The sequence below is a fragment of the Streptomyces sp. NPDC002537 genome (genome assembly GCF_053594975.1).
Genome location: NZ_JBSFWT010000018.1, coordinates 58,210 through 72,359, shown reverse-complemented (window position 1 = coordinate 72,359; position 14,150 = coordinate 58,210). Strand labels below are relative to the sequence as shown.

14 protein-coding genes and 1 pseudogene are annotated in these 14,150 nt (G+C 71.7%); 7 read left to right on the top strand and 8 right to left on the bottom strand.

The features are described from left to right. Positions 1–45: 45 nt before the first annotated feature. The gene (locus ACWD4A_RS11380) at positions 46–1,413 is read right to left on the bottom strand and encodes a serine/threonine-protein kinase (protein WP_451192345.1); all 1,368 of its coding nucleotides are present in this window, start codon (positions 1,411–1,413) and stop codon (positions 46–48) included. Between the two features lie 117 nt (positions 1,414–1,530). After that, on the bottom strand, positions 1,531–2,295 hold the full coding sequence (locus tag ACWD4A_RS11375) for a DUF72 domain-containing protein (RefSeq protein WP_451192342.1): 765 nt from the start codon (positions 2,293–2,295) through the stop codon (positions 1,531–1,533). A 49-nt stretch (positions 2,296–2,344) separates the two neighbouring features. Between ACWD4A_RS11375 and ACWD4A_RS11370 the strand changes: the two genes are divergently transcribed. The 6 genes and pseudogenes from ACWD4A_RS11370 to ACWD4A_RS11345 all read left to right on the top strand — a co-directional run bounded on the left by ACWD4A_RS11370 (position 2,345) and on the right by ACWD4A_RS11345 (position 5,198). Then, positions 2,345–2,761 (top strand): HIT family protein, encoded by a 417-nt coding sequence (locus tag ACWD4A_RS11370; protein WP_451192340.1) that lies wholly within the window; start codon positions 2,345–2,347, stop codon positions 2,759–2,761. A gap of 114 nt (positions 2,762–2,875) precedes the next feature. After that, positions 2,876–3,514: pseudogene (locus ACWD4A_RS11365) on the top strand (phosphoribosyltransferase); the annotation flags it as partial. A gap of 24 nt (positions 3,515–3,538) precedes the next feature. Further along, positions 3,539–3,814, top strand: coding sequence for a dsRBD fold-containing protein (locus ACWD4A_RS11360; protein WP_451192337.1), 276 nt, complete (start codon positions 3,539–3,541; stop codon positions 3,812–3,814). 67 nt (positions 3,815–3,881) lie between these two features. Further along, positions 3,882–4,481 carry a TetR/AcrR family transcriptional regulator gene (locus ACWD4A_RS11355; RefSeq protein WP_451192334.1) on the top strand — a complete coding sequence of 200 codons (600 nt, stop codon included), beginning with the start codon at positions 3,882–3,884 and terminating at the stop codon, positions 4,479–4,481. A gap of 79 nt (positions 4,482–4,560) precedes the next feature. Then, positions 4,561–4,794, top strand: a complete 234-nt coding sequence (locus tag ACWD4A_RS11350; RefSeq protein WP_451192330.1) for a type II toxin-antitoxin system VapB family antitoxin — start codon at positions 4,561–4,563, stop codon at positions 4,792–4,794. Then, positions 4,791–5,198, top strand: a complete 408-nt coding sequence (locus tag ACWD4A_RS11345) for a PIN domain-containing protein (RefSeq protein ID WP_451192327.1) — start codon at positions 4,791–4,793, stop codon at positions 5,196–5,198. The genes ACWD4A_RS11350 and ACWD4A_RS11345 overlap by 4 nt, the downstream gene beginning before the upstream one ends. 39 nt (positions 5,199–5,237) lie before the next feature. Here the strand turns inward: ACWD4A_RS11345 and ACWD4A_RS11340 are convergent, their stop codons facing one another. The 3 genes from ACWD4A_RS11340 to ACWD4A_RS11330 form a co-directional block, all read right to left on the bottom strand. Further along, the gene (locus ACWD4A_RS11340) at positions 5,238–7,172 is read right to left on the bottom strand and encodes a hypothetical protein (RefSeq protein ID WP_451192324.1); all 1,935 of its coding nucleotides are present in this window, start codon (positions 7,170–7,172) and stop codon (positions 5,238–5,240) included. A gap of 195 nt (positions 7,173–7,367) precedes the next feature. After that, positions 7,368–7,883 (bottom strand): hypothetical protein, encoded by a 516-nt coding sequence (locus ACWD4A_RS11335; protein WP_451192321.1) that lies wholly within the window; start codon positions 7,881–7,883, stop codon positions 7,368–7,370. Continuing rightward, complete coding sequence (locus ACWD4A_RS11330) at positions 7,880–8,287, bottom strand: hypothetical protein (RefSeq protein ID WP_451192319.1); 408 nt, start codon at positions 8,285–8,287, stop codon at positions 7,880–7,882. Before ACWD4A_RS11330 ends, ACWD4A_RS11335 begins: the two co-directional genes overlap by 4 nt. Before the next feature lie 449 nt (positions 8,288–8,736). Between ACWD4A_RS11330 and ACWD4A_RS11325 the strand changes: the two genes are divergently transcribed. Beyond that, a complete protein-coding gene (locus tag ACWD4A_RS11325) occupies positions 8,737–9,231 on the top strand; it encodes a hypothetical protein (protein WP_451192316.1) in 495 nt (164 codons plus the stop codon). On the opposite strand, the gene ACWD4A_RS11320 is transcribed toward ACWD4A_RS11325, so the two are convergent. Genes ACWD4A_RS11320 through ACWD4A_RS11310 form a run of 3 tightly spaced genes read right to left on the bottom strand, consistent with a single transcriptional unit; the run spans position 9,200 to position 14,135 of the window. Next, entirely contained in the window at positions 9,200–12,025 is a 2,826-nt protein-coding gene (locus tag ACWD4A_RS11320; RefSeq protein ID WP_451192313.1) for a pyridoxal-dependent decarboxylase, read from the bottom strand. The two genes, ACWD4A_RS11325 and ACWD4A_RS11320, sit on opposite strands and share 32 nt — an antisense overlap. Beyond that, positions 12,010–12,759 (bottom strand): hypothetical protein, encoded by a 750-nt coding sequence (locus ACWD4A_RS11315; RefSeq protein WP_451192310.1) that lies wholly within the window; start codon positions 12,757–12,759, stop codon positions 12,010–12,012. Before ACWD4A_RS11315 ends, ACWD4A_RS11320 begins: the two co-directional genes overlap by 16 nt. Next, entirely contained in the window at positions 12,756–14,135 is a 1,380-nt protein-coding gene (locus ACWD4A_RS11310) for a pyridoxal phosphate-dependent decarboxylase family protein (protein ID WP_451192308.1), read from the bottom strand. The genes ACWD4A_RS11315 and ACWD4A_RS11310 overlap by 4 nt, the downstream gene beginning before the upstream one ends. Positions 14,136–14,150: the final 15 nt, after the last annotated feature.

The following is a 14,150-nucleotide window of genomic DNA, read 5'->3' as shown; positions in this document are numbered from 1 at the left end:
CCCGAGAGCAATGGTCCGACGAGATCTCCGACGGTTCGGTGTGCCTCACCCCGGTCCGCAGGTCGACAGCCAACCGCCGTTGCAGGAGCCGGCCGTGGCGGCGGCCGACGGGTAGTCCGACGGGCCGCCCGCCGGGGTGGGGCTCCCGTACTGCCCGTCGCTGTCGGAGGGCCGGGGCGTACCGGTGGACACCCCGGCGGGGTTGCCCGAGCCCGAGCCGCCCGTGTCCCGTGCGGCCAGCACGGCGGCGGTGCCGCCCCCGATCAGCAGCAGGGCGAGCAGGGAGCCGAGGGACAGCGCGACCAGGCGCCGCCGCCCGGCCGGGTCCGTACGGACCACCGGGTACGGGGCGCCCACCGGGTACGCCGCTCCGGCCGGGTATCCGTATCCCCCGCCCGCCGGGTACGCGGCGGCCACCGGGGCCGCTCCCGCATACCCGTTTGACGGACCGTCAGGCGAAGGGGGTACGGGCGGGGGCGTCGGGGCCGGTACGGGCGGCGGGGTGGGGGCGGGCGGCGGCGTGGGGGCGGGCGCGGACCGCTCGGTGGGCACGTACCCGCCGAGCGCCCACCCGGGCTGTGTGGTCACGTGCCCGGCGGCGACGGCGTCGAGCATCCGCTGCGCCTCCACCGAGCCCATGCGGGTCCGCGGGTCCTTGCGGAGCAGCCCTTCGAGGAGCGGGGTGAGCGGTCCGGCGCGGCGGGGCGGGGGCGGGTCGTCCTGCACCACGGCCTGCAGCGTGCTCAGCGGCGAGGTGCGCCGGAACGGCGAGACGCCCTCGACCGCCGCGTACAGGGTCGCCCCCAGGGACCACAGGTCGGACGGGGCGCCGGGGCGCTGCCCCAGGGCGCGTTCGGGGGCGAGGAAGTCGGGGGAACCGACGAGGTCGCCGGTGCGGGTGAGAGTGCCGGAGCCCTCGACGAGGGCGATGCCGAAGTCGGTGAGGACCACCCTGCCGCCGGGTTCCAGCAGGACGTTCGCGGGTTTGACGTCGCGGTGCAGCACACCGGAGGAGTGCGCGCTGCGCAGCGCCTGGAGCACCATCGAGCCGACCTTGGCCGCCTCCTTGGGCTGGAGCACGCCCTCGCTGTGGAGGATGTCGGCGAGGGACCGGCCGCGCACCAGCTCCATGACGATCCAGGGGCGGCCGTCGTGCTCCACGACGTCGTGCACGGTGATCACGTTCGGGTGGCTGACGCGGGCGGCGGCGCGGGCTTCCTGCTGGAGGCGCGCGTAGAGGACGCGTACGTCCTGTTCCCGCATGTGCTCGGGGGCGCGGACCTCCTTGGCGGCGACCTCCCGGTCGAGGAGTTCGTCGAGGGCGCGCCAGACCACGCCCATGCCGCCGCTGCCCAGTTGGTCGATGAGCCGATACCGCCCGGCGAGTAATGGAGTATTGCGCTCCACGTCCATGCCGTACGCCCCCTCCCCGTACGTACGGCACGCTGGGGGCCGTGCGCGATCGGGCCACACCCGCTCTGACGGCACGGCCCCCCATATCGTTCCCGGTGGTACGGCTTCCTGTGGGGCTCAGCCGAGGTGCTCGGGCGTGCGGGTCACGGTGCGGCCGAGGGCGGTGGCGGCGCGGGCGAAAGCGACGGCGTCGTGGACGGCCGCGCCGCCGGGGTCGTTGTTGAAGTAGGCGTGGACGTCGGCCTGTTCGGGGAACTGTTCGGCGATCCGGTGGACCCAGCTGGTGAGCGCCTGGCGCCCGTAGCGCGGCCACGGCTCCGCCCGGCCGCAGTGGAAGCGCACATAGCCCCAGTCCGCCGTGCGCCAGAGCGGTGTCACGGGCCGGGAGTCGTGGTCCGCCCAGCACAGGGCCGCGCCGCGCGCCTCCAGCACGGCCCGCACCTCGTCGGTCCACCACGAGTCGTGACGGGGTTCGACGGCGACCCGGGTGCCGGAGGGGAAGCAGGCGAGCGCGGCGTCGAGCAGTCCGGGGTCGGCGCGGAGGGTGGGCGGCAGCTGGAGGAGTACGGGGCCGAGCCGGTCGCCCAGCCCGGCGGCGCGGTCGAGGAGCCGCCGCACCGGCTCCTCGGGGTCGTGGAGCCGTTTGATGTGGGTGAGGTAGCGGCTGGCCTTGACCGCCATCACGAAGCCCCCGGGCGTGCGGTCGCGCCAGTCGGCGAAGGTGGCGGTCTCCGGCAGCCGGTAGAAGACGGCGTTGTTCTCGACGGTGGCGAAGTGGCGGGCGTACTCCTCCAGCCACAGCCGCTGCGGCCGGTCGGCGGGGTAGAGGTCACCGCGCCAGTCCTTGTACTGCCATCCCGAGGTTCCGACGAGGAGGGGCATGCAATGATCCTTGCCCGAGGGCACCGGATCCGCCACCAGTAAGGATGCGATGACGTCGAGCTGCGTCTTCTGTGCCGTCGTGGCGGGCGAGTCGGCCGCCCACCGGGTCTTCGAGGACGGGACGGCGGTGGCGTTCCTGGACGCCCGGCCGCTCTTTCCCGGCCATGTGCTGGTCGTGCCGCGGCGGCACGCGGAGACGCTCGTGGACCTGCCCGCCGAGGAGGTGGGGCCGTTCTTCACCCGGGTGCAGCGGGTCGCGGGGGCCGTGGAGCGGGGCATGGGCGCCGCCGGGTCGTTCGTGGCCGCGAACAACCGGATCAGCCAGTCCGTACCGCATTTCCATGTGCACGTCGTGCCGCGCAACCACAAGGACGGACTGCGGGGATTCTTCTGGCCGCGGACGCGCTACGCCTCGGACGAGGAGGCGGCCGGGGTGGCGGCCCGGGTGCGCGCCGCGCTGGACTGACCGCTGGACCGGCCACTGGACCGGCCACTGGACCGGCCAGGCGGCGGGGCGTCCCGTCGCGGGTGCCTCACCCTCCCCATGGACTATCCACCTGAATCCACACATATTGGATATATGAGGTTCCGCGACCGCGTGGACGCCGGTCGGCAGCTGGCCGACCGGCTGGAGCACCTGCGCGCCGAGCCCGTGGTCGTGCTCGGGCTGCCGCGCGGCGGCGTCCCGGTGGCGTTCGAGGTGGCGGAGGCCCTGGCGGCCCCGCTGGACGTGCTGCTGGTCCGCAAGCTCGGCGTGCCCAGCCACTCGGAGCTGGGTTTCGGCGCCATCGGCGAGGGCGGCGTACGGGTCGTCCACGACGACATCGTGCGGATCAGCCGCCTCGACGAGGACGACCTCGCCGAGGTGCAGCAGCGCGAGGAGGCGGAACTCGCCCGGCAGGCCGACCGGTTCCGCGGCGGGCGGCCGCGCGTCCCCCTGACGGGGCGCACGGCGGTCGTGGTGGACGACGGTGTCGCGACCGGCGCGACCGCGGCGGCCGCGTGCCGGGTGGCACGCGCCCAGGACGCCGCCCGGGTGGTACTGGCGGTGCCGGTGTCCCCTCCGGACGCGGCGGAGGAGCTGCGCGCGGAGGTGGACGAGCTGATCTGCCTCACCGTGCCGACCGTGTTCTTCGCGGTCGGCGAGTGGTACCGGGACTTCTCCCAGACGACGGACGAGGAGGTCGTCGATCTGCTGCGGCGGAGCAGCGCAGGACCGTGAATCGCTGGAGGTGTGTTCGCCATGACGGAGACGATCGTCGAGTGCGCCGTGGAACTGGAATTCCGCGAGGCCGGGCCCCTGACCCAGGCCGCGGCGCGGCTGCGCATGCACGACGGCGCGGAGTTCACCGCGCACGGCGTGACCAACCGGAACCCGGACGACCCCGGCCAGCAGCGGGTCGGCGAGGAGGTCGCGGCGGCACGCGCGCTGTACGGCCTCGCCGAGCAGCTGCTGGAGAAGGCGGGTGTCGACATCCAGGAGCTCACCCACGAGAAGGACGTGCGTCTGACGCACTGACCCGGCCCCGCGTCGCGGCGCCCTCCGCACGCGGAGCATTGCTTAGCGACCGATATAGAATTGCCGCATGGCAGAGCGACAGCGCGGCAGGCCCCGTTCCTTCGACCGTGACGCGGCCCTGGAGACGGCGACCCTCGTCTTCTGGGAGCACGGCTACGAGGCGACCTCGGTCGCCGATCTGACGCGCGCCATGGGCATCGCCGCCCCCAGCCTCTACGCCGCCTTCGGCAACAAGGAGGCGCTCTTCGGCGAGGTCGTCCAGCGGTACGGGCAGCGGTACGGCGCCTTCCTCCTCCGGGCGCTCGAAGAGGAGCCGAGCGCCCGGGGGGCCGTGACCCGCATGCTGCGCGAGGCCGCGCGGGAGTACACGGCGGCCGGCCGCCCGACGGGCTGCCTGATGCTCATCGCCGCCGCCTGCGGCACCACCGCGTCCCCCGGGGTGGAGGAGTCGCTGCGGATCGTCCGCACCGCCAATGTCGCGGCGATCGAGAGCCGCATCAAGGCGGGCATCGCCTCCGGCGAACTGCCCGCGGACACCGACGCGGCGACGTACGCGCGCCACACCGCCGCGGTCATCCAGGGCATGTCCCAGCAGGCCCGGGACGGCGCGACCCGCGAGCAACTCGAAGCGCTCGCCGACGTGACCCTGCGCGCCTGGCCCGCCTGAGCGTCCCACCTCCGACCCTCATGTTGGCGATGTACCTTGGATGCATACATAAGGTTGATTCGCGGGTGGGGTGGTCAATGTGAGCGTGACCCAGATCGATCTCGACGACGAGGCGCTGGCCGAGGCAATGCGGCTGATGGGTGCCTCCACCAAGAAGGAAACCGTCAACGCGGCCCTGCGGGACTACGTGGCCCGGGTCAAGCGGCTCGAAGCCGCCGAGAAACTGGCCGAGCGTGGCGAGCGTGGCGAGTTCGAGGCCGCAGCGACCGCGCGTGCGGTCGCCAAGCGCGCCCGGCGGGCGGCCTTCGAGTGATCACGTACCTCCTCGACGCCTCCGCCCTCTGGCACCTCTTCCGCACTCCAGGAGCGTTGCGCCTCTGGGAGGGCCACATCGCCGCCGGAGTGTTCCATATCTGTGAGCCCACGAGGACCGAGTTCCTGTACTCGGCCACCGGCCCGGCACACCGCGACGAACTGGCCGAAGAGCTGGACGCCTTGTGCCGACTCTCGCCTGTCCCCAAGAACGGATGGCGCTGGGCCGACACCGCGCAGTACAAGCTCACGCAGCAAGGACAGCACCGTTCCGCGGGCGCCGTCGATCTGCTGGTGTGCGCGACAGCAGTGCACCACAACCACACCGTGCTCCACGTGGACAACGACTTCGTGACCGTGGCGAACGTACTCAAGGAAGTGCAACAGAGAGACGCACGGGCCTGACACCCGGGCCCCGCCCCTGGCCCTCATGCATTCCTCTGCTCAGCGGGCGCCTGGGGGCTTCGGCCACGGCGCGTCCGAGGCTGCTGCGTCCAGCAGGTCACCCAAGCGCAGCCAAGCCGAAGCACCGGAGTAGCTCGCAGGGGAGTTCACGAATCGGTCCCATGCTTCTTCGTCTGCCCCCAGCGCCGCGAAGACCACTGCGACCACGATTGGATGGGCGCTGCTGTAGTGGTCCCCTCGAGCGCGCAGCGCCGACCATGCAGGCAGGGCGCGAACGAGCTCGGGGCCGGTGTCCGGCTGGTTCAGGATCAGACGGGTCCATGCCTCACGCCAGGATGGTCCGCCTCCCAGCCCTTTTCGGAGGTCTCTGGTCAGCCGAAGCAGCACGGATCGCGCCGAGCTGTGCCGGCTCAGTACGTCGGCGAAGGCGGTGCACCGGTAGCTGCTTACGGCGAGTGAGAGAAGAGCCTTCTCCACGAGCGAGTCGTCACCAGGATGCCGGTCCAGGTATTCGCCCAGTACCTGCTCGGGGACGGAGGCCAGCTCTCGCACCGTGACGTCCTTCGGAGAGCCGAGGGCGATTCGGCGGCTGTAGCCGACCTGTGGGGGCGGATCAGCCAGGATCCGCTCGATCTGGCCGAGGATCTCCTCAAGCCGACGTGCATCGTCGTAGTGGGGGCGAGTGCCCAGGTGATGTCGGCCCAGTCGAGTCCGCGCGTCCCGAATGATCGGACGGACACCGGACTTGACCTCCTCGGTGACAACGGGGAGATGGAGCAGCATGTCCTGGACCCAGAGCACACCGTCGGGACCGATGGCCGAGTAGCGGTCTCGTGGTTCCCAGTAGGGGAGCGCACGGGCGGCTGTTTCGGCGAAGAGCACCGCAAGTTCGGCAAGGTTTTCCTCGGACGCGCGCCACTCGACCGAGCGGTGGCCGTCCTTGGCCTTGCCGGGGTTGAGGAGGTGACGCCAAGTACCCGACGCCGATCTCTGTACCCAGGCGACCGGGGCTCGAGAGCCCCAGTCGAGCCCCGTCTTGCTGCTGTCGCTCCACCAGTATTGGAGGTGCTCGCGTTCGCGCTCGGGCAAAGCCGCCAGCTCTGAGGCGAAGTGACCGAGAACCTGATCTGCATCGGCTCCGTCTCGCCGCATGCGGCATCCTTGGGCCAGCAGGACCTCGGAGGGAAACCGTTCAAGATCTGCTCTCGCGAGCTCGGTCAACAACGCCGGGTCGGCCGTCCAGGGTATGTCGCCCAGCAGCACGTCACGGATCGGCCGCTCTGCGTCAGCACCGGTCGCCCACTCGGCGAACTGCCGCTGTCGGTCAGGGTGTCGCTCAAGTATCCGGCGCCACATACTCTTCCAGGCCTTATGTGCCTCTCTGCGCTTCTCCAGCCAGTCTTCCGCGTCCTCGTCGCTTTCCGGTTCCCCGCGGTCGGGTGCCGTTGGAAGCAAGTCACGAGCGACCTCGAATACAAGGTCGTGCAGCTGGCCTCGTTGGAACACCGCCTGCGCCGGGGTCGGCTTCTGCAACAGTTCGGGCGTTATGGGAGGCGCAGTCGTACCGCTGAGGGAGCGCAGAGCCTTCGCGATCGCCAATGCCAGTCGTTCGCTGACCTGCGGGCTGCCGAGTAGGGCCAACTGGTGTGCAGTGCACTGTTTCAGTACCTGGTCACGCAGAGCCTCTCCACATGATGGGTGCCCGAGAGCCCGTGCCGCGAGGTTCAGTGACGTGTCGAAGTAGTGAGGCTCTCGCGTCCGCTCCAGGTCTGCGGCTACGGCAGCCTCCAGGAGCCACTCGGGCGCTTCCTCCGTGTACGGACCCGACAGCAGGGCTTCGGCGAGAACGGACCGTTCTGAACGGGGCTGCGCAGACTTCAGGCGTTCCCCCGCAAGACGCACCACCGGCTCGTCTGCTGTGCGACCTGCCAGAGCAGTGCAGAGGAATTCGGTCGGGAGTATGAGGGCGCTCAATGGTATGTCTCCTGATGGTTTGTAATGTCCGTCTGTGTCATGGCAACGCTAGCGACAGGCGCCGTCCATCAATTTGTCGCGCGGTGCACAGCCGGCACCCGGGTCTTCTTTGAGCATGTCTTGCACCATCGCGGTGGCACACTCTCGTTTCACAAGCCCCTCCCCCATCTGACCCTGTCCAGGGCAAGCGTAGGGTCAACCACTGACACGTCGTTCTTCCTGCCGGCTTGTACCCGCGTTCACTTCGTTCCTGGACGGAGCCGGACTGTGGCCGTCGCTGCCGACCAGCTCAGCCAGATCGGGATGGAGGGCTGCCCATGCCCCGACCGCAGTCATGAGAACCTGCCGCTGCCTCCGGCTGGCTCGCCGTCGTGTCCCGGCGCTGGGCATGACGAACCGGTGCAGGCGCTTCGGCACCGCCCGCAGCACACTGGCCTGCGCTTCGACCCGACGTAGGTGCCGGTCGAAGGTCTCGTCCCAGCACGCGTCGACGGCAAGGAACTGCCGACGGATCGCGATCACGAACGGGACCAGTGCCGAGAGTCGGTCCGGGTCCGTCGTGACCACCCTCTTGACCACCAGGCTCAGCGCGGGCCACCGCAGGGACTGGTCAAGTCGCGAACCGAGATAGCAGAGTGTCTCCGCGTAACGGAGCGCAGCCTTCAGTAAATCCCGCCCCTGCTCGATCTCGACGCTTCCCGCATCGGTCATGGCAGTGCGCGCCGTATCGAGGGCCAGGAACGCCAGTCGTGGGCCATGAGGGTGTCGTCGAGGTCGAACCCGAGGTTGTCGAACGCATCGATCACGTCGTCATCGCTCGGCGAGCCGTCACACAGCAGCGTGAACAACACCGTCAATCCGAACCGCACTTGTTCTGCGGCACCGACGGAGGAACGGCCGCCGTACTTGTTCGCCAGCTTGAGTACCTCGATCCACAACCGCACTGACTGGGGCCTGCCGGCGCGGCCGACCAGGGCGTCGGCGAGATGCTTCGCGTGAGCGACGTCCTTGGAACCGCACCCGAGCTCGCCGAGCCGGTCGAGGAGGACAAGATAGCTGGCCCGCAAATGCTCGACCTCGACGAACCGGCCTGACCACCACAGCCTGATGCGCACCTCGTGGAATGAGGTCTTCGCACCGGAGGGGAACAGGAGGGACTCCCCTGGACGGGCCCGCCCTACCCGGGGCCGCCTCCCCTTCACTGACCTGCGCGAATAGCGGGGCCGGCGGCTGCACGGGGAGGCGGTCGAAGGTGACGTGGCGGAAGCCCAGGCGGGGATCGGCGACGCCTGCTACGGGAGGACGAACGAAGCAACGCGGCCGTGCCGTGGCACTGCGGCTGCTCATCGTCCCCGACGGGCGAGAGCCGCTCCGGTAGCGCGCAGGACGGCGCGCGCCCCTCACTCTGTGTGTGCTGTCAACGGACGGGGGAATACCGGGCAGTTCGGCTCCGGCGGTCTCATGCGATGGGGACAATTCCGTTTCCCGAAGCGGGTCGGGCTCGGAGAGAGAATGGGCGTGCGTCATGCACAGGACGTGGCATTGGGCGAGGGCATGCGGGAGCGTGGCCCTGGCCGTGGGGACGGCGGTGGCGGGGGGCGTGGTGGCGCCGACCGAGGCGAACGAGTCGACGGGGGCCGTCAGTTGTGTGGGGACCAACACCGTCGAGTTCTCCCCCGGACTGGGCCTGTGGGCGAGAAAGACCAGGATCACCGGCAGCGGAGCCTACAGCTGCACCTCCGCCGACCCCGCCCTCACCTTCGGGAAGTCCGAGATCAGCGGCGGTGGGGTGAACGGCTGTTTCGACTCCGACGCCACCACGGTGGAGAAGATCACCTGGAGCACCGGTGAACGGAGCGTGGTGAAGTACCCCATGGGCAATGTCCGGCAAGTCGCCGGGCAGGCCGTGGTGCTGGTGGTCGGCACGGTCGTGTCGGGGAGGTTCGAGGGGAGGACGGTCGCTTCTCCCGGCCTCCAGCTCACCCTCGACGTCGCGTCGTGTGCCACGGACCGCGGGGTGCGGCTGATCACCGGTCCTTCGGCACTGCTGATTCGCTGACCGCGCTCAGCGACCGGCGGCCGTGACGGGCGACCAGGCCGAGGACGAAGGCGACGTCGTCCCGGGTGCTGGCGGGGTTGATGGTGCACATCCGAAGCACCACGGTGCCGTGCACCCGCGTGGTGAGGAGCAGTGCCTCGCCCTCGGTGCACACCGCCCGGCTGATGTGCTCCTGCGCGGTGTCGGCGTCCCAGCCGGGCGGGGCGTCGGCCGGGTGGTAGCGGAAGGTGAGGACGGCGAGGCCGGGCGGTGTGACCAGCCTCAGTTCGGGGTGGGACGCGACCAGGTCCGCCGCGTGTTCGGCCAGGTCCATGCCGTGCTCGATGGCCTGCCGGAACGCCTGCGCGCCGAAGGCCTTCAGCGACAGCCACAGCTTCAGGGCCCGCAGCCCGCGGCTCTGCTGGGGGCCGCGGTCGGAGAGGTTCACCTCGTCGCCCCGGGACGCGGTCGGGGCGAGGTAGCCGGTGTCCAGTGCGTGGCGCGCCAGGTCGAAGGTGGTCCGCAGCAGCTCCGGACGGCGCAGCAGGACGCATCCGATCTCGTAGGGCTGGAAGAGCCATTTGTGCGGGTCGACGGTCAGGGAGTCGGCGCGGCACAGGGCGGCCCGTAGCCCGTGGCCCCGGGCGGTGGCGGCCGCCGCGGCGCCGTGGGCGCCGTCGATGTGGAGCCAGAGCCCTTCGCGCTCGCAGAGGTCGGCGAGGTCGTCGAGGGGGTCCACGGCGCCGGTCCCGGTGGTGCCGAGCGTGCCGACGACGGCGAAGGGCCGCAGGCCGGCGGCCCGGTCGCGGGCGACGCGCCGCGCGACCTCCGCCGGGTCCAGGCGGAGGGCACGGTCGGCCGGTACGACGGAGAGCCGGGCGCGGGTCAGGCCCAGGAGGTGGGCGGCGCGTGCGATGGAGGGGTGGGCCTGGCTGGAGCAGTAGAGGCGGGCGCGGGAGCAGTCCTCGCCGAGGTGGTGGTCGCGTGCGACGGCCAGGGCGGTGAGGTTGGCGACGGAGCCGCCGCTGACGAAGAGCCCGCCGGCCCACTCGGGGAGGCCGAGGAGGGTTTTGAGCCAGCCCAGGGTGGTGAGTTCGAGCTGCGTGGGGCCGGCGCCGACCAGCCACGCGCCCGGCACCGAGAGGTGGGCGGAGGCGAGGGCGTCGGCGAGGACGGCCGGGAAGTTGCCGGTGGAAGGGGTGAAGGCGAAGCTTCGCGGGTGGTCGAGGCGGGTCGCCTCGCCGAGGGCGTCGCGGGTGACGCGGTCGAGGACGGCGCACAGGTCGTCGGTGCCGTCCTCGGGCAGGGGTTCGTCCAGGGCGGCCCGGAGGCTGCGAGGGGAAGGGACGCGGAGGGGCGGCCGCTCGCGCGGGGTGGTGAACCGCTCGATGATGAGCTCGAGTGCGTGCCGGCCCGCCTCGCGCATCGGCTCCTCGGCGAGCCGCAGCAGGGGCCGGGTGGTGGCTTCGCCCACGGTCCTCGCCGCGGTCCCGGATCGCTGGTGGAAGGCGGCGATCCAGGCCTGCGCGTCCGGACGGGGGCGGGGCCGCGGTTCGAGGGCGGCCACGGTGCGCCCGAACTGGAGCAGGGCCAGCTCCTGGCCGGCGGCGACCGGACCCGGGTGGGCGATGGCCCAGCACAGGGCCTCGTCGTCGTGGAGCCCGGCGAGGTCGGGCGGAGCGTCGGGCGGAGCGGGGAGCGGGCCGGTCGCCGCCCGGCCGTCGAGACGGTAGCGCCCTGTGGGGGCGAGTCCGTGCACCGTGGTGTCCTCGGCGGCGTGGACGACGAGCTGGCTCGGGCGGCGCGGGCCGTACGGCAGTGCCCCGGGCACGACCGGGGGCAGTTCGGGCAGGAGGAAGCACAGGAGGTGCACGCCCAGGGAGGGCAGCAGCCCTGCCGCGCGCTCGGCGGTCTGGACGAGGGAGACCACCGTCTGGAAGCGGGGGTTGACCTCGATGGCGAGGAGGCGCCCGTCCTCCTCGACGAGGTCCAGGCCGAAGACGCCCCGGAAGCCGTGGCCGCGCAGGACCTCGCCCACGCGCCGTGCCGCCTCGCGGGCCTGCCCGTACAGCCCGTCCGGCAGGTCACCGGGGTGTACGAGCTGGTTGCCGCAGTGCGTGCCCCAGGAAGCGGCGAGTTCGGGCAGCCCGACCAGTTGGTGGGAGACGGCCGAGACCACGGTCCTGTCCGGCCCGGCGCACGCCGTGACGGTCAGGGAGATTCCGGGGGCCCGACGGCTCAGCCGGACCGGCTCGTCCGGCCAGGCGGCGAGGCAACGGTCCAGTTCGGCCGGGGAGTCGACGGGGACGGTGCCCCGGCCGATCAGGTTGTTCTCCCTGCGCTGGGCCACGGCCCCGGGCCACTTGTCGTCCCAGTACGCCTCCGCCGGCGCCCGCCCGGTCGCGGGGACGACCAAGGACGGCGGGGCGGCCACGCCCGCTTCCGCGAACAGCTCCAGCACGCTGATCTTGTCCGCCGCCCAGGCGGTGACGCCGGGGTCCGGGGCGAGCAGCCGGTAGCCGTGAGCACGCGCCCACGTGCGGGCGTTGGGGCCGTGCTCGGGCGCGAACGAGACGCAGACGCGGCGCGGGCCCGGTGTGTTCCGTGGACCACCGGACGGGAGCGCGGGCAACGGCTGGAACGCGGAGACCGGTTCGTGGCGGAGCCAGGGCGGTGCCGGGCGGAACGACGCGCTGACGAAGGCGCAGTGGTCCAGCCACACCGCTTCGTCGAGCAGGCCGTCCAGCAGTCGCCGGCCCGCGCGGGCGTCGATCCCCTCGATGTCCCCGATACCGCCGGTCAGTCCCTGTCGCACGGAGAGTCCTCCTGGGCACGGCGCCGGTCGAGGTAGGTCCGCAGCAGTGACGCGCCGCCGGGGACGCACCGCTCGCAGATCCTGCCGTGATGACGGCGATTGCGGCGTTGGGCCGCCCTGAGGGCGGCCGCTCCCCGGTGGATCGTCCGCACCGTTCCCGGGTCCGGGATGTCCTGGGGGAGTATCCGCACCGAGCGCTCGAGGCCGCGCATGCGGCGCACCATGGCACGGTGGTCCCGGTTGAACACCCCGGAGAACCCCGGGGGCATGTACGGAGGCTCCATGGTCGGACGGATCTCGTCCCGGTACGTGGCGGCGGGGAAGTCCGCGGCGTAGTCCATGGCAGCCGTGGCCGCGTCGTACAACAGGCGTAACTCCCCCATAGCAGCGACGAGTTCCGGCCATGCGGCGCCCCGCGTGGCGGCCAGGGCATCGTCCAGGGCGGTGTTCATGGCCGTGAGCAGCAGGTGGAACAGCTGGTGGCCGAGCTTCCACCGGCACAGCGCGTCCGGGAGGCCGTCGACGGGTGCCGTGCCGAACCCGGCGTCGGCCCGCGCCTCGACGGCGCGGGAGGCGAGCCACAGCCCCGAGACGAGCACGGCGCGCTGGTCTTCGCCGAGGCGGGTGTGCGGCAGGTCGCGCAGAACACCCGCGCGCAGGCGTGCGGTGCCGGGACGCGCCGGATGCCTGAGGATGCCGAAGTACCGGTCGTATTCGGCGTCATGGGCGGTCATGCCGAGGACCTCGCGAGTTCCTCCACCCGGTGGTGCAGGCGTTCCAGATACAGCTCGCTCTCCGGTTTCATCAGGACGCTGCGCAGGATGTGGGCGTGGTCGCGGTCGGGGACGACGTCCGCGTGGCGGCCGGTGAACGCGTCCGCGCCGACGCGGGCGACGCTGAGGAACACCGGATTCTCCTTCGCCTCCATGCCTCGCCGCATCACCTCGCGCGACGCGGTGTCGACCCGGGACAGTACGGCGGGCCCGGTACCCGGGTGACTCGGGTAGTAGGTCACGATGTCGAGCTCGGGCTGCTGATAGAGACTCAGATGGGGTGAGCCGCCGATCAGTTCGGCCCAGCGCAGGGCGGCCCGGCGCCCGGCGGCGAGCACGCCGCCCAGCCCCTGCCGGGTGAGCGGCAGCAGCCGGAGGGTCAGCCACAAGGCGGCAGCGGCCGCCCCGGAGCGTGAGCACTCCAGGCTGATCTCGCCCAGATGCGGCCGGTCGGAGGTGAAGTAGGTGTAAGGGGAGTCATGCCGGTAGAACCGGGCGGTCGCGGGGTCGGCGAACAACACCGCGCCGCACCCGTAGGGCTGGAGACCGTGTTTGTGCGGGTCGATCGCCACGGAGTCGCTCCGCGCGACGGCCCGCAGCGCGTCCCCGGTGGCCCCGTCCGTGAGCGGGTCGTCGGCGAGCAGCGCGAAGAAGCCGCCGTACGCGGCATCCACATGGACGCGGGCGCCATGCCGCCGCGCCGACGGGACGATGCGGTGCACGGGGTCGACCGCGCCCAGCGCCGTGGTCCCGGTCGTGGCGACGACCGTGCCGACGTCTCCCGTGGCCAGCAGTCGCTCCAGCGCGGCCACGTCCATCCGCCCCCGGTCGTCCACCGGGACCCGGTGCACCCGCATGCCCAGCAGATGGCACATCCGGGCGTGCGTGTAGTGGCCTTCGGCGCTGACCGCGACGGAGCGGCCGGGACGGCTCTCGCGGGCGACGAACAACGCCTCCAGATTCGCCAGCGTGCCGCTGCTGGTGAGGTGCCCAAGGTGTGTCTCCAGGCCGACCATGGAGGCGAGTTGGGCGACCGCTTCCTCCTCCATCGCGGATGTGGCGGGACCGCCGTCCAGCGCGTGGTTGTTGGAGTTGACGAGCATCGCGGCGAGGTACCCGGCGACGGCGACCGGATGCGGGGGCTTGAGCATCTGCCCCGCGTAGCAGGGGTGGAAGAAGGGGTAACTGCCGTGCAGCCGGCCGGTCAGCTCGTCGAACGCGGCGGCGCAGGCGTCGTCGTCGACGTCCATGGCCGGATGGGCCGCGTACTCCTCGTACGACCGGGCCCATGCCTCGAATGCCTCGGCCCCGCGATCCAGCCACCGCTTCAGCTCCATGCCCGCCCCCCCGGT

What these genes read in the sequence shown, in the direction of transcription:
- ACWD4A_RS11335 (WP_451192321.1), bottom strand. Translation starts at nt 7,883, where the DNA reads ATGACCGATGCGGGAAGCGTCGAGATCGAGCAGGGGCGGGATTTACTG.
- ACWD4A_RS11375 (WP_451192342.1), bottom strand. Translation starts at nt 2,295, where the DNA reads ATGCCCCTCCTCGTCGGAACCTCGGGATGGCAGTACAAGGACTGGCGC.
- ACWD4A_RS11380 (WP_451192345.1), bottom strand. Translation starts at nt 1,413, where the DNA reads ATGGACGTGGAGCGCAATACTCCATTACTCGCCGGGCGGTATCGGCTC.
- ACWD4A_RS11355 (WP_451192334.1), top strand. Translation starts at nt 3,882, where the DNA reads ATGGCAGAGCGACAGCGCGGCAGGCCCCGTTCCTTCGACCGTGACGCG.
- ACWD4A_RS11310 (WP_451192308.1), bottom strand. Translation starts at nt 14,135, where the DNA reads ATGGAGCTGAAGCGGTGGCTGGATCGCGGGGCCGAGGCATTCGAGGCA.
- ACWD4A_RS11315 (WP_451192310.1), bottom strand. Translation starts at nt 12,759, where the DNA reads ATGACCGCCCATGACGCCGAATACGACCGGTACTTCGGCATCCTCAGG.
- ACWD4A_RS11370 (WP_451192340.1), top strand. Translation starts at nt 2,345, where the DNA reads ATGACGTCGAGCTGCGTCTTCTGTGCCGTCGTGGCGGGCGAGTCGGCC.
- ACWD4A_RS11360 (WP_451192337.1), top strand. Translation starts at nt 3,539, where the DNA reads ATGACGGAGACGATCGTCGAGTGCGCCGTGGAACTGGAATTCCGCGAG.